This window comes from Synechococcus sp. CBW1107, assembly GCF_015841355.1.
GTDB lineage: Bacteria > Cyanobacteriota > Cyanobacteriia > PCC-6307 > Cyanobiaceae > Regnicoccus_A.
In genome coordinates this window covers 1509857-1524184 of record NZ_CP064908.1, presented here as the reverse complement: position 1 = coordinate 1524184, position 14328 = coordinate 1509857, and the positions used below count along the sequence as shown (strand labels likewise).

Here is a 14328-nt window from a genome sequence, read left to right as displayed (position 1 = left end):
TCAGGCCCCGAGGCGGCGCTCGAGTTCCTCCAGGCGCCCGGAGATGCGCACCAGGGCCTCCTGCAGCGCCCGTCTCTCCTCAGGCCCGGTGGGGGAGGCGACGGGTGGCGTACCGCTGGGATCAGGGGGTGGGGAAGAGGGCACGTCGCGCACCTCCACCCTCACGACAGGGTTGCCCAGCCCAGGTTGCACCTGATCGAGGCTCTCACGCACCTTCTTCGCGGCCGCATCCCCCTCCTGACGCAACTGCCCAAGGGGATCATCCGTGGAGGTGAAGGCCTCGACCACCTGGCGGGGTCCGCCCCGGCGGGCCCGGTCGACCACAGCGATGCCGACCGGAAGCAGGTCTTCCATCAGGCTGAGCCGCAGGGCATCAAAGGGATCGGCAGCCATGGCACAACTCCTGAAGCGAACGCCGCTGGCAAGCACCATCGGACCGTCTCCCCAGTCTGACTCGCAGGGGAGCCCTGGAGGGTTCAGGGGGTGCGCTGGATCCCAGGCTCGAGAATGACCGCCCGGCAGAATTCGCGTGATCCCACCCACCAGCCGCCCACCACGGCCAGTGCAAGGGCGGCTGTGAGGGGCAGCAGGGCCTGGCGGGTCATGTCGAGGCTGAACCACTCGCCCCAGCCACGCAGGGCACGCTCACGATCAAACCGGCGCCGTTCCCGCTGTTCCAGCTTCTGACGACGCTGCAGCGATTTCTCAACCCAGCGCTCGAAGGCCCGCTTCTTGGTGACCGCCATCTTGCGCTCCACCTCCAGCAGGTGACCGGCGCTGAGATCGGGATGGAAGGTGCTGATCAGCTCCAGGCTCTTGATGAACATCTCCACCGCGCCATCCTTGATCTGGCGGTCACCGTCGCTGAGTTCCTCCCAGTGGACTTCCGGGTAGAAACGGCCACGGTTGGCCAGAATCTGCTCCTCCTGCAGCTGACCGGGCTCCCGCAACCAGCGGTCGGTGTTGGCATCGAAGCGACGCCAGTACAGAAAGGGATTGAGATAGATGGTTTTCCCCCCCAGCAGGATGCTGTCCTGCTGCAGGCGGCGCTGCATCTGGGGATCCTGCTGGCTGACGGCGGTCAAGGGAAACAGGCTGGGAGCCGATGGTATCGAACGCCGACCAAACAGGCCAGCGCCGGGCTCATTCCCACTCGATCGTGCCGGGGGGCTTGCTGGTGATGTCGAGGACCACACGGTTCACCCCCTGCACCTCATTGACGATCCGGTTGGAGATGCGCTCCAGCAGGTCGTAGGGCAGGCGGGACCAGTCGGCGGTCATGCCGTCTTCGCTGGACACACAGCGCAGCACGATTGGATAGGCATAGGTGCGTTTATCGCCCATCACGCCGACGCTGCGCACCGGCAGCAGCACCGCGAAGGCCTGCCAGATCTCGTGATACAGCCCGGCCTCCTGCACCTCCTCGCGCACGATCAGGTCGGCATCCCGAAGGATGTTCAGCTTCTCGGCCGTGACCTCCCCGAGGATGCGGATGGCCAGACCGGGCCCCGGGAAGGGGTGGCGGCGCACGATCTCCTCGGGCAGCCCGAGGCTGCGGCCCACCTTGCGCACCTCGTCCTTGAAGAGACGCCGCAGGGGTTCCACCAGCTTGAACTGCAGATCCTTGGGCAGCCCTCCCACGTTGTGGTGGCTCTTGATCTTCACCGCCACTCGCTCGCCGGTCTTCGGATCGAGGTTGGTGCCGGCCGATTCGATCACATCGGGGTAGAGAGTGCCCTGGGCGAGGTAGTCGAAGGGTCCGAGCCGCCTGCTTTCCTCCTCGAACACCCGAATGAATTCACCACCGATGATCTTGCGCTTCTGCTCAGGATCGGTGACCCCTTCGAGTTTGGCCAGAAAGCGATCGCGGGCATTGATGTATTCGACTCGAATGTGAAACTGCGCATCGAAGAATTCGGTGAGGAACTCCGGTTCCCCCTTGCGCATGAAACCCTGGTCGATGAACATGCAGGTGAGCTGATCTCCGATGGCCCGGTGCAACAGGAAGGCCAGCGTGGAGGAATCGACTCCGCCCGAGAGCGCCAGAAGCACCCTCTTGTTTCCCACCCGCTCCCGAACATCGGCAAGGGCTTCATCGATGAAGGCCGCGGTGGTCCAGTCGGGTTCACAGCCGCAGATGTGATAGACGAAGTTGCGAATCATCGCCATCCCGCCACGGGAATGCACCACCTCAGGGTGGAACTGCACCCCGTACAACCGCCTCTGGTGATCGGCCACCGCTGCTTCCGGCGTGTTGTCGGTGTGGGCCAGGCGGCTGAAGCCAGGCGGCAGGGCCTGCACCGAATCCCCGTGGCTCATCCACATCGTCGAGCCGTGCTCCACGTTGGTGAGCAGATCAATCGGGTCGTCCACGTAGAGGGGTGCCTTGCCGTATTCGCCCCGGCCGGCGGCTTCCACCTGACCGCCGAGCTGCTGAACCATCAGCTGCATGCCGTAGCAGACCCCCAGCACGGGGATGCCCAGGCTCCAGATGGCGGGATCGCACAGGGGCGCCCCCTCGTCGTACACCGAGCTGGGACCCCCGCTGAGGATGATTCCCTTCGGGGCCAGGCGTCTGATCTCATCCACGCTGGTGGCATACCCAAGCACCAGGGAATACACCTCGGTCTCCCGCACCCGACGGGCGATCAGCTCGGAGTACTGGGAGCCGAAATCAAGGATGACGATCGCCGGCAGGCGTGCGCTTTCGGGCTGTTCGGTCGAGGGAGACGGGTGGGACATAACGACCGAATCACGGCCTGCATGGCCTTCTGGGCTCACCCTAGGTCGTGCCGGAAAGCCTCCAGCAGCTCCTGACCGCAGGGGCCCAGCACCCGCAGTTGCCGCTGTCGATCGAAGAGCGCCGCGCCGATCCGCATCCCGAACCGGCCATAACGGGCCAGGTAGGCCTGGCTGCGGGTCTCGATCGCCAGCGCCAGCCGTGCCTCGACCCGGGCCGCCAGCGGCCCATCGAGCTGCTGCAAGTCCGCCAGGGCGGCCTCCACCGTGGAGGCCGCGAACAGCCGCTTCAGCTCAGGACCTGCCAACCCCTCGAGAGCCGCCAGAGCCGTGAGCACCTCGGCGCGACCATCGGCCAGGTGGTGGTGGGTGTGGAAGATCCCGCCCGCCAGCTTGATCAGCTTGCCGTGATAGCCGAACAGCAGCAGACGCTCGACGCCGGCTTCGGCCGCCGCCACGATCAGTGGTCCGAGCCAGTTGCCGGCCTTGAGCAGCAGGCCGGCAGGCAGGCCGAGCCGGGGAGCCAGATCGAGCCCGTTCTCGCCGATCACCAGCACCAGATCGCAGGGGTGGGCCGAATCCGGCCACTGGCGCAGGATCTCCAGGCACTGCTCGAGCCGTTCGGGTGCGGCGCTGCGCTGAACCACAGCCTGGGTGCCGATCAGGGCCAGACCGTCCACCACCCCGAAGGCTTCATTGCTGGTGCGGCCAGCAAGCTCCCGGCCCCGGGGGAACACCAGCTGGAGCCGCACTCCGCGGCCGGCGGGCACCAGCGGCAGAAGGTTGACCTCCAGCAGGCGGCGGGCATAGGCCGAGAGGCACAGCTCCCGGCTGCCGGCCATCACACCCAGCCCCTCCCCCGCCTCCAGGAGCAGCCGCTGGGATGGCTCCGCCCCCTGCGGTGGATCCCACCAGCTGACCCGAACCCACACCAGCAGGCCCCGCGTGAGATCCAGGCCATCACCCGGATCGCAGCGGGCCATGCCCAGAGCCTGACCATGACCGAGGGTGGCAGCGGCCTCCACCGGCACCAGCTCGACCCCCGGCGGCTCGAGCAGCTCCAGCGGCTGAGCCTCGCTGGAGCCCCTGCTCGCCACCGCGCCGGGCAGAAGGCCCTCGTCCTCCAGCAGCGCCTCCAGGCCTGCGCGGGCTGCTGCCGCCACCCAGACCGGCAGGGTGAAGGGCGTCGCTTGGGTCATCGGCAGGGAGATGGCTGGTGTTTCGGTCGGGGCGCTGGACCGGGGTGGGGGGACCCTGGTTTTTTAAGGTGGTGGATTGGGCCGCCGCGCCCGTCCCCCCAGCGCCCCCCATGCAGGACAAGCTCAGCCTGATGATCCCCGGTCCCACGCCGGTGCCGGAGACCGTCCTGCTGGCCATGAGCCGCCACCCGATCGGCCATCGCAGCGGCGAATTCCAGGCGATCGTGAAACGCACCACCGCCCAGCTCAAGTGGCTTCACCAGACCGAAGGTGATGTGCTGGCGCTCACCGGCAGCGGCACCGCCGCGATGGAGGCGGGCATCATCAACGTACTGAGCCGGGGCGACAAAGTCCTCTGCGGTGACAACGGCAAGTTCGGCGAGCGCTGGGTGAAGGTGGCCAGGGCCTATGGCCTGGAGGTGGAGGTGATCAGCGCCGACTGGGGCCAGCCCCTGGATCCGGAGGCCTTCCGCCTGGCCCTCGAAGCCGACAGCGAGAAGAAGATCCGCGCGGTGATCCTCACCCATTCGGAAACATCCACCGGGGTGATCAACGACCTGGAGACGATCGCCCGGCACGTCCATGCCCATGGCCAGGCCCTGGTGGTGGCTGACTGTGTCACCAGCCTGGGAGCCTGTCCGGTGCCTGTGGATGCCTGGGGCCTCGATGTGGTGGGCTCGGGCTCCCAGAAGGGATACATGATGCCGCCCGGCCTGGCTTTCGTGGCGATGAGCGAACGGGCCTGGGAGGCGCACAAGCGCTCCGATCTGCCCAAGTTCTACCTGGATCTGGGCAAGTACCGGAAGTCGGCCGCCGCTGACAGCAACCCCTTCACGCCTCCTGTGACGCTGTATTACGCCCTGGAAGCCGCCCTGGGGATGATGGAAGAGGAAGGCCTGGAAGCCATCTTCGCCCGCCACGCCAGACTGCAACGGGCCACGCAGTCGGCGATGCGTGCCATCGGCCTTCCCCTCTACGCCGCTGAAGGCCACGGCAGCCCGGCGATCACAGCGGTGGCCCCCGAAGGTCTTGACGCGGAGGTGCTGCGCAAGAAGATCAAGGAGCGCTACGACATCCTGCTGGCGGGCGGACAGGACCACCTCAAGGGCAAGGTGTTCCGGATCGGCCACCTGGGCTTCGTCTGTGATCGCGACGTGCTGACAGCGGTGGCCGCTATCGAGGCGACTCTGCAGGAGCTGGGGTGCAACCGCCAGCCGGTGGGGGCAGGACTGGCCGCGGCAGCCCGGGAGCTGGCGGCCTGAGGATCCAGACCAGGAGTGGGGGCTGAACAGTTCAGCTCCCACCTGTTCACCCTTTGCTAAGGTGAGTGTGTGCGGGTGTAATTCAGTGGTAGAATGTCAGCTTCCCAAGCTGAACGTCGCCGGTTCGAGTCCGGTCACCCGCTTCTAGTCCAGGACTGAGAAATCCCCCAAAAAGCCAGTCTGGCACTGGCTTTAAGGCTGCCAGCGGCTGACTGCTCCTGACAGGCCGTGCCAGGCTGTAGGGCCGACCTTCTCACAGACCTTCTCACATGGCTGAGGCAGCCCCCTGGGAGATCGCCATCCGCGTCGAAACCGCTCACGCCTTGTCCCGCAAGGGATGTCCAAGGGGCTGGGCGCTCACAGAGCACCGAGGCTTCGCCAGGCTCAACATCACCGCCAAAGCGGGCGGCGGTAAGCGGCGTCAAATACAACTTCCGATCCCCTGGCATTTCGACAACGCCAAGAAGATTGGCGCAGCTGTTTGCAAGATCTATGACGACTTCAGCAGCGGAATAGAACCAGAACAGGCAGCAAAGACAATCACCTATACATCAGCAAGCGAATCAGATACCAGGACTGCTGACACCCAAAAGGCAAATCCTGAGCAACAAACAGACTGGAATGCACTGATCGAACGGTATCGCGAGTACAAAATCCGCACTGGTGAGATCAAGGAGTCGACCTGGACCAGGGTGCATCGCCACCACATGAAGCATGTGCTGGATGCCTTCGTCAGCCGTCAGCCGCCCCAAAGCGCCACCCTGCTGCTGGATCGGCTCACCCTGCACTGGGCCGACAAGCCCGGGGGTCGCACCCGGCAGATTCAGATGCAGGCCACCTCGGCCCTGCTCCGCTGGGCGGTGGCCCAGGGCGAACTCGCAGCAACCAGGTGGGAGCCGCCAACCGACCTGAGCTCCTTCGTGGGGCGGTCACGCTCCGCGAAAGCGATTACCACCCCCATCGAAGTGGGCCACATCCTGGCGTTGGTACGGGCGCTGCCCGACCCGCGTTGGCGACTCGCTTTCCAGCTGATGGCCGCCTATGGATTGCGCCCCGAGGAGCTTCAGCACCTGCAGCTGCGCGATGGGCGCCTGTGGTGCACCTATGAAAAGGTGGCATCCCGCGGCAAGACCAAGCCTCGAGCCCTGCGGCTGCTGCCCTGCGATGACTGGGCAGCCGACTGGAAGCTCGCCGACCAGTTCTGCCCTGCCGATCTCCCTCCGATGCGTTCCGGCTTCTGCGGCAACGACATCAGGCAGTACCTGCACCGGCGCCCTCTCTGGAACCAGCTGCGTCAGGAGTACGAAGCCAAGGGCGAGAAGCTCGTGCCCTACTCCTGCCGGCACGGCTACGCCCACCGCGCCCACGTGATCTGCGATCTACCACCCAAGGTGGTGGCCGCGGCCATGGGCCATAGCGTCCAGACCCACCTGGTGGCCTACAGCCGCTGGTGCGGGGATGATGTGGTGGATGACGCGTTTGCCAAGGCCGCAAGCCGCTTTAGCGTCGACGAGTCGAGCTCAGCGGCATAATCCCCCCCAGTCCAGCATTAGAGACCAAGGGCTTTTTGCCTAAGCCGATTATACTCGCTCTCATCAATCAGCCCTTTCTCTCTGAGCCTCTTCAGCTCATTGAGTTTCTCTTCGATACTTAAAGCTGCAGGCACACCTGAATCCGGAGTTGCAAGCTCATTATTGCGGTTGAGCACGGCACCAAGCAATCTTCTCGATTTATCGCCAACCCTGTACTCGCGATACTTGTCCCATGTCGTCTTGATGGTAACAGCAGCGGTTTCGCTTGACGAGATAGCCTGCCTTGCTGCCAACGGCAAGTAATATCTGTAGCGACTTTCATCGACCATCAACAGCTCATACTCCTGGCTCCCGACACTAATTTTTATGCGAGAGTCAGGCCTGGGAAACGTGATGGTGTTGCAGCCCCCAGCCAGCGCAAAGCACGTGCTTTCATAAGGCTGCAGATCCAGGTAGTACCCGCTCCATCTTGACGTGTAGCCATCATAGAAGTGGCAGGAAATAAAGCAAAGCCTGCCACGATAAGCCTGGTCGAAAAGAACTTTTTCATTACCACCCGTCTCCCCCGAAGCAAGGACCTTGGAAAAAGGCAGCGATTTTGCCTTGTAGTCTCTAATATTCAGGTCAAAGTAGTCGACAACCTCGCCACTCGTGACCGAAGGGTTGGCAGCCGCCGCAAACGGCAGCATCAGCTGAAAACAGGTAAGCGCTACCACAAAGGCTCTATTGGTCTTCATGGACAGGCTCGACTCATTCCTTTTCTAGCGCCAAGCCCTGTAGTGGCAGGACTATCGGAACAAAAGGTCGCCCGTGAAGGCCCGTCGGAATCTGTAGAACACGTTGCTGGCCCTAAGACTTCAGGTTCCGCCGGCTCCAAGAGGTGATCGTGGCCTCAACGTTCTCCAGGTGCCACTGCAGGGGCCCCCGACCCTGGGTGCAGCCCCAGCGTCGATAGTGCTTGCCGGCTTGTAACACCCCCCGCAGCCGCAGCTGGCGGAGGGTTTCACGGCTCATCCCGAGTGCTTCACAGGCTTCTGCTGTGGTCACCCAGACCCGCTGGCGGGTTGGTGTGGTGATGGCGGTGTCCATCAGCCCCCTGCCAGCTGGGCGCGGAAGCGCTTGAGGGTGTCGATCAGCCAGGAGCGTCGGTAGCTCTTGACCTGACGCGGGGCCCCATCAACGAACTGCTGCCGCAGCGGCGGCTCCTGGCCAAAGTCTGTTCGGTAGGCCTCGGCCACCAGCATCCCGGCCGAGCGGTACTTGGCACGCGGCAGCACTTCCTGGAACACTTCCAGCCAGGCATCGCTGAGGGTCAGTTCGTCGGAGGGGGGGGTGCCGGGCAGCAGTCCTGAACTGGCAGTGAGGACGTTGCTGCGGACGATGTCCTTGAACAGGAGCTGGTCGCGCTGATCCAGTCCGCCCAGCCGCTCGAACAAGACAATGCTGCGCTCCACCAAGGCGATCACCTCGGCCTCCCTGAGCCGAGGTGCGGGCGTGTCTACAGGAGCGGGCTGAGCCTGCTGGATGCTCTCCAGGAACCAGCCGTCCATCCAGACCGCGAACGGTGCACTGATCCAGCGGGCCAGGTCGACTGCGACTTGAGGATGGACCCAGGTGCCGCCGCCCTGGCCCTGGCGGGACTCGATCAGGTCAAACATCCGAATTTCGGAGGTTTCAGCCAGGGCATCGAGATAGGTCTGGCAGCGGTCGCTCTCCCGGTACTTCGACCATTGCTTGCCGTTGGCCCTGCACATGGCTGTGGCATTGACGTAGCCATCGGTGGTGCGCCGAGAAATTGGCGTGCCGTTCCAGGAACGGGAGACCAGAGCGGGGTGATCCATCGAGGCGAAAGGACTGACAGGAAAGGAGCCGGTGGTTGTGGTGTTCATCGTGTCAAGCGACATCCGCTTTTGGTCCTCCGGCGACACGAAAACTGGTCCACCTGATGGCTTGCTGATGGGGGCCTTACGGCTGCCCTTGGATCGGTGTTTCATCGGTGGGTGTCGTGTCGTTGTTGTTGGCTGCGGCATCTGTGCCGCTTGATCCGGGTTCCCCTTAGGCCTTCTCACCGGGCGGTGGTGGCCGTAGGCCAGCGCTGTCCGGTGAGGAGGAACCGCCCGCCTGCGGGCGGATCAGGCCGCTGCGCCGCTTCTCCCTGAGCCGGTAGCTGTCGCCCCGGATCGTCAGCACGTGGCTGTGGTGCAGCAGCCGGTCGAGGATCGCTGTGGCGACCACCTGATCGCCAAACACCTCGCCCCATTCCATGACGGGGCGGTTGGAGGTGATCAGCACGCTGCCGCGCTGGTAGCAGCGGGAGATCAGCTGGAAGAACAGGTACGCAGCGTTCGGCTCCAGCGGCAGGTAGCCCAGCTCATCGATGATCAGCAGCCGGGTTTTGGCGTACTGCGTCAGCCGGCCCTCCAGGGCGTGCTGCGCCTGGGCCTTGGCCAGGGCGCTGATCAGCTCCATGGCACCGACGTACTGGACGCTGTGACCGAGACGCACCGCCTCCCGGCCCAGCGCCACCGCCAGGTGGGTCTTGCCCACACCCGGCGGCCCGAGCAGCAGCAGGGTGTCGCCGTTGGCCACCCAGCGGCAGGTGGCCAACTCACGGATCTGGGCCGGGTCGATCGACGGCTGGGCCTCGAAATCGAACGCTTCCAGCGTGCGCACATAGGGGAAGCGCGCCAGCCGCAGCGCCATCTCCATCCGCAGCTGGTCTTTGCGTGCCACCTCGGCCGCGCACAGCCAGGCCAGGGCCTCGCGCAGGTTCATCTCCCGCCTTGCCGCTTCCTCCAGCAGCGCATCGAGGCGGTCGCGGATTGCTGGGAGCCGTAGGCGGGTGAGCATTGCCTCCAGCTCCTCGGTCGGTACCGGTGGTATCGCCGCTGTGGATCGGTTGCGTGGGTTGGTGGGACTCATGCCGCCACCTCCCCGATCAGCTCGGCATAAACCGCCAGAGGCCGGGCCAGTTCAGAGCTGCGGACCGGGCGCTGCTCCTGATCACGTCTTGCGTTGCCATCCCGCAGCGATCGCTCCGCCTCGCGCTGCTGCCGTTGCGGCAGCAGGCCCTCCCAATGGCCGTCGATCACCTGGCGGCTGCGGCTACCGGGCCGCTGGCGCCTGTGCTCAGCGACGATCCGGCCGCCGTGGCGGATCAGTACCTGTTGATCGCGCACCAGCACGCTCACCCGCTGACGGATCAGCGCCTGCGGCGCCGAGTACCAGTTCGCCTCCACCTCCACGCAGCAGTCGCTGTGCACGATCCGCACCAGCTCCCGCTCCGCCAGGAACGACGGCTTGGCCTCCAGCGGCTGCAACGCCTGGGCTTCTGCCCGCACAAACCGGTCCAGCGGCGCCTCGCCGGTGGTGCCGTGCACCCGCAGGTCGGCCACCTCGCGGGTCCAGCGCACCAGATGGGCCTCAAACTCCGCCCAGCTGCTGAACTCCCGCCCAGCGATGGCGTTCCTCTTGACGTACGCCACCCCACGCTCGTCCTTGCCTTTGGTTCTGGCCCGGTACGGCCGACAGGCACGGGGCTTGAACCCCCAGTAACGGGCGAACTCCTCCAGCCGCTCGGCAAAAACCAGGATGTTGCGCTCGGGATCGTGCTGGCTCACCAGCGCACGGGCGTTATCCACCAGCACCTCCTGCGGTACCCCGCCCCAGTGGCGGAAACCCTCCTCCAGGGCCTGGAGCCAGTGGTCCTGCTTCTCGCTGCGGAATGCCCGCACCAGCAGCCGGCGCGAGTACCCCAGGGTGAGCACCGCCAGGTGCACCCGCACCCGCTCGCCGCCAATGCTCACCAGGCACTGGCCAAAGTCTGCCTGCAGTTGCCGGCCCGGCGGGGTCTCAAACCGCACCGTCGCCAGGGCCGCGTTGCGCAGCTCCCGCCGCCACGGCTCCACGGCACGCTCCACTGTCCGCAGGCTCACCTCGATTCCCTTCTCACTGGCCAGCTCCTGCCGCACCACATCGGCATTGCCGCGGTGGGCCATAAACCGCTGCCGCAGCCACTCCCGTTGGCCATCGAGAACCGTGTTGCGGCAGGGCTTCCCGTAGGGCTGCCAGCCACCCTGCCGCAGGTACTTGCGCACCGTCTCCGGTGAACAGCCCAGTTCTTTAGCAATCCGCCTCCGGCCCCAACCTGCTGCCGATAGCCGTCGCATCGCCTCCACGTCCTGAGGGGTCTGCACAGCTGTCTCCAGAACCATCGGCTCCAGAGATGGCGCCCCTGCGCTGCCCTTGTCGTCCTGCCTGGCTCGCTCCACGGGGTGGACCAGTTTTCGTGTCGCCTCCGGACCAGTTTTCGCTGTCGCCTGACACATCGGTCTGACAGCGGTGTGGCTGAACTCCCACCGGCGACGGCGGAGCGAAAGGCGGTGTTGGCGCTGATCCCGGGCCGCGGCGGCACCGGCCCGGCGAGCACCAGCAGCAGGGTGCTGAGCTGAAACAACAGCCCCAGCAGAACCAGCAGCCGCAGGGCGACGAGGCTGCTGGCCGTGACGGCCACGGTGGTGGGCCGGCGGGTGCGGCAGAAGGCAGGCAGCTGGGGACCGGGCCGGTGAAGGGGCCTGCCCCTCCAGGCCCCGGCGTTGTGGTCCTGACGATCGAGCGGCATCAGAACAGCTCCTCGTCGTCGTCGGCAGCGCCGGCGCTCCAATCACCGGAACCAGCGCCGGTGGTGGTGTAGCCCTCGACCTCCTCAAACCCGTCGGTGGGATCGACCTGCTCGTAGGGCACGAACTCGACCACCTGGACAGCCCGGGGCTGGAAGGTCATGCCGCAGCCGTTCTCCCCGTCCCAGTCGTAGATGTCGAAGGCCACCACAACCTTTGAGCCGTTGCCGATGGCGGCCCCATCCCAGGGCTGCTTCTTGGCATCGACGATGCGCGGCCCCTCGGACAGGGAGCCGTCGCGCCGCTGGAACTGCGGCACCTTGAAGCGCACCACCGTGATCTCGCTCGGCTTCTCCTTGTCGGGCTTCCAGGGGAAGCCCTTCTCGGCGCGGCGCTTGCGGCTGCCGTGCAGGGCGATGAACTGATCCTCCATCGCCAGCAGAAAAGACTGGGCCTTCTCGTCACCGTTGGGGAGAAGCAGGTCGGCCGTCCAGGCCTTGGGCTTGCTCTTATCGAGCTGGTGCCGGGGGGTGATCAGGTGGGCCCAACGCACTTCAGCGAGGGGCGTGCGAAAGATGTCCTTAGCCATGGGTTGGATCGGGGTGAACGGTGGAAATGGGCTGTTGATCGAAAGGGGGGAGCGGCGGCAGGTCAAAGCGCTCACGCAGCAGGTGATGCACCGCGCCGCTGGCCGAGAGGTTGTGGCGCTCCATCACCTCGCGGACCCGCAGGTACACATCGGTGCGCACCTGGGTCTGGATGAAGTGGCGACCGGCCTGGGAGCGGGGCTGCTCGCCGTAGCGACGAAGCCCTTTCATGGCTCTGCCGGCGCCGCGGCGCCATCGAGGGATTGTTCTTCGCACTCCTCAAGGAAGTGATCGATGAAGGCAGCGTGCTGGTGCTGGGTGATGCGATCGCCGATGGAGCGGGCATTGCGCGGCACCTGGAAGTGCTCGCGGAACGCCTTGGTCAGCGCCTGACGAGAGGCCTGCGGGAGGGCGAGGATTCGCTGGTGGGTGGCCTCGATCTCCTGGGGCGTTAGCGGCTCCAGAGCGACATCGAGGTCAACCACTGGAGCCGCGTCTTCCTTCTTGCTGGGCTCAGGCCCAGCCGATGCATCAGGAACCCCGACAACTGCAAGGCACTCTGCCTCTGCTATCTCAGCCTCTACAGGCCGAGCCTGCTTGGCCAAGGGAATGCCCAGCAGCATTGCCAGCATCCAGCCGGCGGCCTGGAGCAAGTCGTCGACCTCGTCAGCCCACTCCTCGCTGGTGACCTCAGCGCCGCCGGCGTGCATCACGATGACTCGCAACTTGTGGCGGCCGCGGACGTCGACCAGCTGGGCGCTGAAGGCAATGCCAGAGGAGAAAGCTGGCTTGGCTGCTTCGACCACGGCAGCCAGATCTAGGGATGGAACGGCCTGCACCTGCTCCTGAAAGGAGGCCAGGGCGGCTGTGAGCGCGCGCTCGGCGCTGCCCTTTTCGCTGAGCAGCTCGAGAGCGTCGGGTGGCACGCCTGCGCGTGCGGGGGATTGCGTCATGGCAACTGAGAGCCGGGCTTGTGCCCGCTGGCCTGAGCTTAGCGGCTAGCTGATGCTAGGCGCAACCATTGCTCATCCTCTGAATCGTCCGGGTCGCGGTCGACCCCTGCCTAGGTGAGCTCCTAGGCGGCCAGTGCCGTCTGCTCCCAGGCACTGATCCACTGTTCAGGCAGGAACTCCTCGCCATCCACCCAGAGCTGGGCCAGCTCAACCGAGCTGTAGTCGTCGATGGCCAGCACCTCTGAGAAACGCTTCTGGTGCTCCTTCGGCGCACTCTTGACCAGCTGCTCCAGGGCCTGGCTGACATCGAGGCCGCCTTCCTTGATCACGCGGCGCACGTGCTGCCGCCACTTCTGACAGAGCTCCTCGGCTCGCTTCGACGTCAGGGTCGGCGCCGGAGCGTTCTGATAAGCCTTGGGCACCGGCACATAGCCGATGTAGCAGCTCCAGAAATCCACCGCATCCCAGAGCTTGCCGTCATCGCCGCGCAGGGGCTCAGCCTCCCTCAGCTGGTCCTTGAGGCGCTGGGTTGTGACTCCTGCCAGTTTCTTGGCCCCGTCATCGAGGCGGCGGTTGATCTCCTCCAACTGGAAGAAGGCCTTCTGACGCAGCTCACCGGCCTTGCCCTGTTCGATCACCGAGAGGTTGCCGTAGGAGATCACCTCAAACTCAGCTTCTGTGCCCCACTCGCAGGCGGTGTACTGGGTCCAGCCGTTACGGCGGCGCCAATTGAGCAGCATCTTCCCGAAGGCTCTGCGGGACTCGTCCTGCCAGTCCAGGACGGCCTGGTAGGTGCGCTTGACGGGCTGTTTTGCTTGTGCCATAGCCCAATCCTAAGCGCTGCTTGGCACTGCTAGCCAGAGCTTGTTACAGCTTGGCAGCCTGCTTTTGGTGGTTTCCTGGCTCGGCCAAGAGCTGTTTGACCTGTTGGCCGGTGAGGACCCGGCCCGTCTGGGCCTGGAAGTGGAGGGCCAGCGTGTAGGGATGGAGACCTGGATGGCGGCGGGCCAGGGCCTGCAGCTGCCGGCGCAGTTCGGGCCTGTTCACCCGTCCGACCCGATCATGGGGTCCAGGTTCAAGACCGCCTGGGCCTGTGCAATGGAGCGGCAGACCGCCCCCAAACCACCCAGTTGCTGCACCAGATGCAGAAAGGCCCGCTGCTCCGGGCTGACGGTCCCGCAGTCCGTCTTGATCTCCAGGGCCACAAACTGGGCAATGCGCTGGCCCACCATTTCCGTCGTCACCACCACGGAGCGCAGGCCGATCAGGTCGCTGCTGCCCTTGCACAGCCCAAAGCGCACAAAGCGCCCCTGCTGATCGACCAGGGCGCCGGTGTTGTTGCGCCAGAGCCGCACCGCTCCGCGGCCGCAGGCCAGGCGGATGCGCTGCTGGATCTCGTGTTCGCTGGGGGAGGAGGAGGCCATGCTTCCTCTTGCC

17 protein-coding genes and 1 tRNA gene are annotated in these 14328 nt (G+C 65.4%); 3 read left to right on the top strand and 15 right to left on the bottom strand.

The genetic code is table 11. The features are described from left to right. From I1E95_RS07965 to cbiD, 4 genes are all read right to left on the bottom strand, one after another. Nucleotides 1–393 carry a hypothetical protein gene (locus I1E95_RS07965; protein ID WP_197166755.1) on the bottom strand — a complete coding sequence of 131 codons (393 nt, stop codon included), beginning with the start codon at nucleotides 391–393 and terminating at the stop codon, nucleotides 1–3. An 83-nt stretch (nucleotides 394–476) separates the two neighbouring features. Next, nucleotides 477–1085 carry a hypothetical protein gene (locus I1E95_RS07960; protein WP_197166754.1) on the bottom strand — a complete coding sequence of 203 codons (609 nt, stop codon included), beginning with the start codon at nucleotides 1083–1085 and terminating at the stop codon, nucleotides 477–479. Nucleotides 1086–1143: 58 nt separating this feature from the next. Next, nucleotides 1144–2742 carry a glutamine-hydrolyzing GMP synthase gene (guaA, locus tag I1E95_RS07955; protein ID WP_197166753.1) on the bottom strand — a complete coding sequence of 533 codons (1599 nt, stop codon included), beginning with the start codon at nucleotides 2740–2742 and terminating at the stop codon, nucleotides 1144–1146. A gap of 35 nt (nucleotides 2743–2777) precedes the next feature. After that, complete coding sequence (gene cbiD / locus I1E95_RS07950) at nucleotides 2778–3938, bottom strand: cobalt-precorrin-5B (C(1))-methyltransferase CbiD (RefSeq protein WP_197166752.1); 1161 nt, start codon at nucleotides 3936–3938, stop codon at nucleotides 2778–2780. Nucleotides 3939–4048: 110 nt separating this feature from the next. On the opposite strand from cbiD, the gene I1E95_RS07945 reads away from it, so the two are divergent. The 3 genes from I1E95_RS07945 (at nucleotide 4049) to I1E95_RS07935 (ending at nucleotide 6732) form a co-directional block, all read left to right on the top strand. Beyond that, on the top strand, nucleotides 4049–5200 hold the full coding sequence (locus I1E95_RS07945; RefSeq protein WP_197166751.1) for an alanine--glyoxylate aminotransferase family protein: 1152 nt from the start codon (nucleotides 4049–4051) through the stop codon (nucleotides 5198–5200). A gap of 71 nt (nucleotides 5201–5271) precedes the next feature. Next, nucleotides 5272–5343: transfer RNA gene (locus I1E95_RS07940), tRNA-Gly, on the top strand. Between the two features lie 126 nt (nucleotides 5344–5469). Further along, nucleotides 5470–6732, top strand: coding sequence for a hypothetical protein (locus I1E95_RS07935; protein WP_197166750.1), 1263 nt, complete (start codon nucleotides 5470–5472; stop codon nucleotides 6730–6732). A 17-nt stretch (nucleotides 6733–6749) separates the two neighbouring features. Here I1E95_RS07935 and I1E95_RS07930 read toward each other — a convergent pair whose 3' ends face one another. From I1E95_RS07930 to I1E95_RS07880, 11 genes are all read right to left on the bottom strand, one after another. Continuing rightward, nucleotides 6750–7469 carry an SHOCT domain-containing protein gene (locus tag I1E95_RS07930; RefSeq protein WP_231594939.1) on the bottom strand — a complete coding sequence of 240 codons (720 nt, stop codon included), beginning with the start codon at nucleotides 7467–7469 and terminating at the stop codon, nucleotides 6750–6752. A gap of 112 nt (nucleotides 7470–7581) precedes the next feature. Next, nucleotides 7582–7821 (bottom strand): helix-turn-helix domain-containing protein, encoded by a 240-nt coding sequence (locus tag I1E95_RS07925; protein WP_197166748.1) that lies wholly within the window; start codon nucleotides 7819–7821, stop codon nucleotides 7582–7584. Then, on the bottom strand, nucleotides 7821–8636 hold the full coding sequence (locus I1E95_RS07920) for a KilA-N domain-containing protein (RefSeq protein ID WP_231594938.1): 816 nt from the start codon (nucleotides 8634–8636) through the stop codon (nucleotides 7821–7823). The genes I1E95_RS07925 and I1E95_RS07920 overlap by 1 nt, the downstream gene beginning before the upstream one ends. Nucleotides 8637–8787: 151 nt before the next feature. Then, nucleotides 8788–9654 (bottom strand): IS21-like element helper ATPase IstB, encoded by an 867-nt coding sequence (gene istB / locus I1E95_RS07915; protein WP_197163513.1) that lies wholly within the window; start codon nucleotides 9652–9654, stop codon nucleotides 8788–8790. Further along, nucleotides 9651–11003 carry an IS21 family transposase gene (gene istA / locus I1E95_RS07910; RefSeq protein ID WP_197163515.1) on the bottom strand — a complete coding sequence of 451 codons (1353 nt, stop codon included), beginning with the start codon at nucleotides 11001–11003 and terminating at the stop codon, nucleotides 9651–9653. Before istA ends, istB begins: the two co-directional genes overlap by 4 nt. A 349-nt stretch (nucleotides 11004–11352) precedes the next feature. Further along, nucleotides 11353–11940 (bottom strand): hypothetical protein, encoded by a 588-nt coding sequence (locus I1E95_RS07905; RefSeq protein ID WP_197166745.1) that lies wholly within the window; start codon nucleotides 11938–11940, stop codon nucleotides 11353–11355. Then, entirely contained in the window at nucleotides 11933–12169 is a 237-nt protein-coding gene (locus I1E95_RS07900; RefSeq protein ID WP_197166743.1) for a hypothetical protein, read from the bottom strand. Before I1E95_RS07900 ends, I1E95_RS07905 begins: the two co-directional genes overlap by 8 nt. Beyond that, nucleotides 12166–12891, bottom strand: a complete 726-nt coding sequence (locus tag I1E95_RS07895; RefSeq protein ID WP_231594937.1) for a hypothetical protein — start codon at nucleotides 12889–12891, stop codon at nucleotides 12166–12168. Before I1E95_RS07895 ends, I1E95_RS07900 begins: the two co-directional genes overlap by 4 nt. Nucleotides 12892–13013: 122 nt before the next feature. Then, entirely contained in the window at nucleotides 13014–13715 is a 702-nt protein-coding gene (locus I1E95_RS07890; RefSeq protein ID WP_231594936.1) for an XRE family transcriptional regulator, read from the bottom strand. A gap of 43 nt (nucleotides 13716–13758) precedes the next feature. Further along, nucleotides 13759–13938 carry a hypothetical protein gene (locus I1E95_RS07885; protein WP_197166738.1) on the bottom strand — a complete coding sequence of 60 codons (180 nt, stop codon included), beginning with the start codon at nucleotides 13936–13938 and terminating at the stop codon, nucleotides 13759–13761. Beyond that, a complete protein-coding gene (locus I1E95_RS07880; protein ID WP_197166736.1) occupies nucleotides 13935–14315 on the bottom strand; it encodes a VRR-NUC domain-containing protein in 381 nt (126 codons plus the stop codon). The genes I1E95_RS07885 and I1E95_RS07880 overlap by 4 nt, the downstream gene beginning before the upstream one ends. Nucleotides 14316–14328: the final 13 nt, after the last annotated feature.

Coding starts and splice junctions, on each gene's coding strand:
- I1E95_RS07945 (WP_197166751.1), top strand. CDS start 4,049: ATGCAGGACAAGCTCAGCCTGATGATCCCCGGTCCCACGCCGGTGCCG.
- I1E95_RS07965 (WP_197166755.1), bottom strand. CDS start 393: ATGGCTGCCGATCCCTTTGATGCCCTGCGGCTCAGCCTGATGGAAGAC.
- I1E95_RS07890 (WP_231594936.1), bottom strand. CDS start 13,715: ATGGCACAAGCAAAACAGCCCGTCAAGCGCACCTACCAGGCCGTCCTG.
- I1E95_RS07920 (WP_231594938.1), bottom strand. CDS start 8,636: ATGTCGCTTGACACGATGAACACCACAACCACCGGCTCCTTTCCTGTC.
- I1E95_RS07900 (WP_197166743.1), bottom strand. CDS start 12,169: ATGAAAGGGCTTCGTCGCTACGGCGAGCAGCCCCGCTCCCAGGCCGGT.
- istB (WP_197163513.1), bottom strand. CDS start 9,654: ATGAGTCCCACCAACCCACGCAACCGATCCACAGCGGCGATACCACCG.
- cbiD (WP_197166752.1), bottom strand. CDS start 3,938: ATGACCCAAGCGACGCCCTTCACCCTGCCGGTCTGGGTGGCGGCAGCA.
- I1E95_RS07905 (WP_197166745.1), bottom strand. CDS start 11,940: ATGGCTAAGGACATCTTTCGCACGCCCCTCGCTGAAGTGCGTTGGGCC.
- guaA (WP_197166753.1), bottom strand. CDS start 2,742: ATGTCCCACCCGTCTCCCTCGACCGAACAGCCCGAAAGCGCACGCCTG.
- I1E95_RS07930 (WP_231594939.1), bottom strand. CDS start 7,469: ATGAAGACCAATAGAGCCTTTGTGGTAGCGCTTACCTGTTTTCAGCTG.
- I1E95_RS07880 (WP_197166736.1), bottom strand. CDS start 14,315: ATGGCCTCCTCCTCCCCCAGCGAACACGAGATCCAGCAGCGCATCCGC.
- I1E95_RS07925 (WP_197166748.1), bottom strand. CDS start 7,821: ATGGACACCGCCATCACCACACCAACCCGCCAGCGGGTCTGGGTGACC.
- I1E95_RS07935 (WP_197166750.1), top strand. CDS start 5,470: ATGGCTGAGGCAGCCCCCTGGGAGATCGCCATCCGCGTCGAAACCGCT.
- I1E95_RS07895 (WP_231594937.1), bottom strand. CDS start 12,891: ATGACGCAATCCCCCGCACGCGCAGGCGTGCCACCCGACGCTCTCGAG.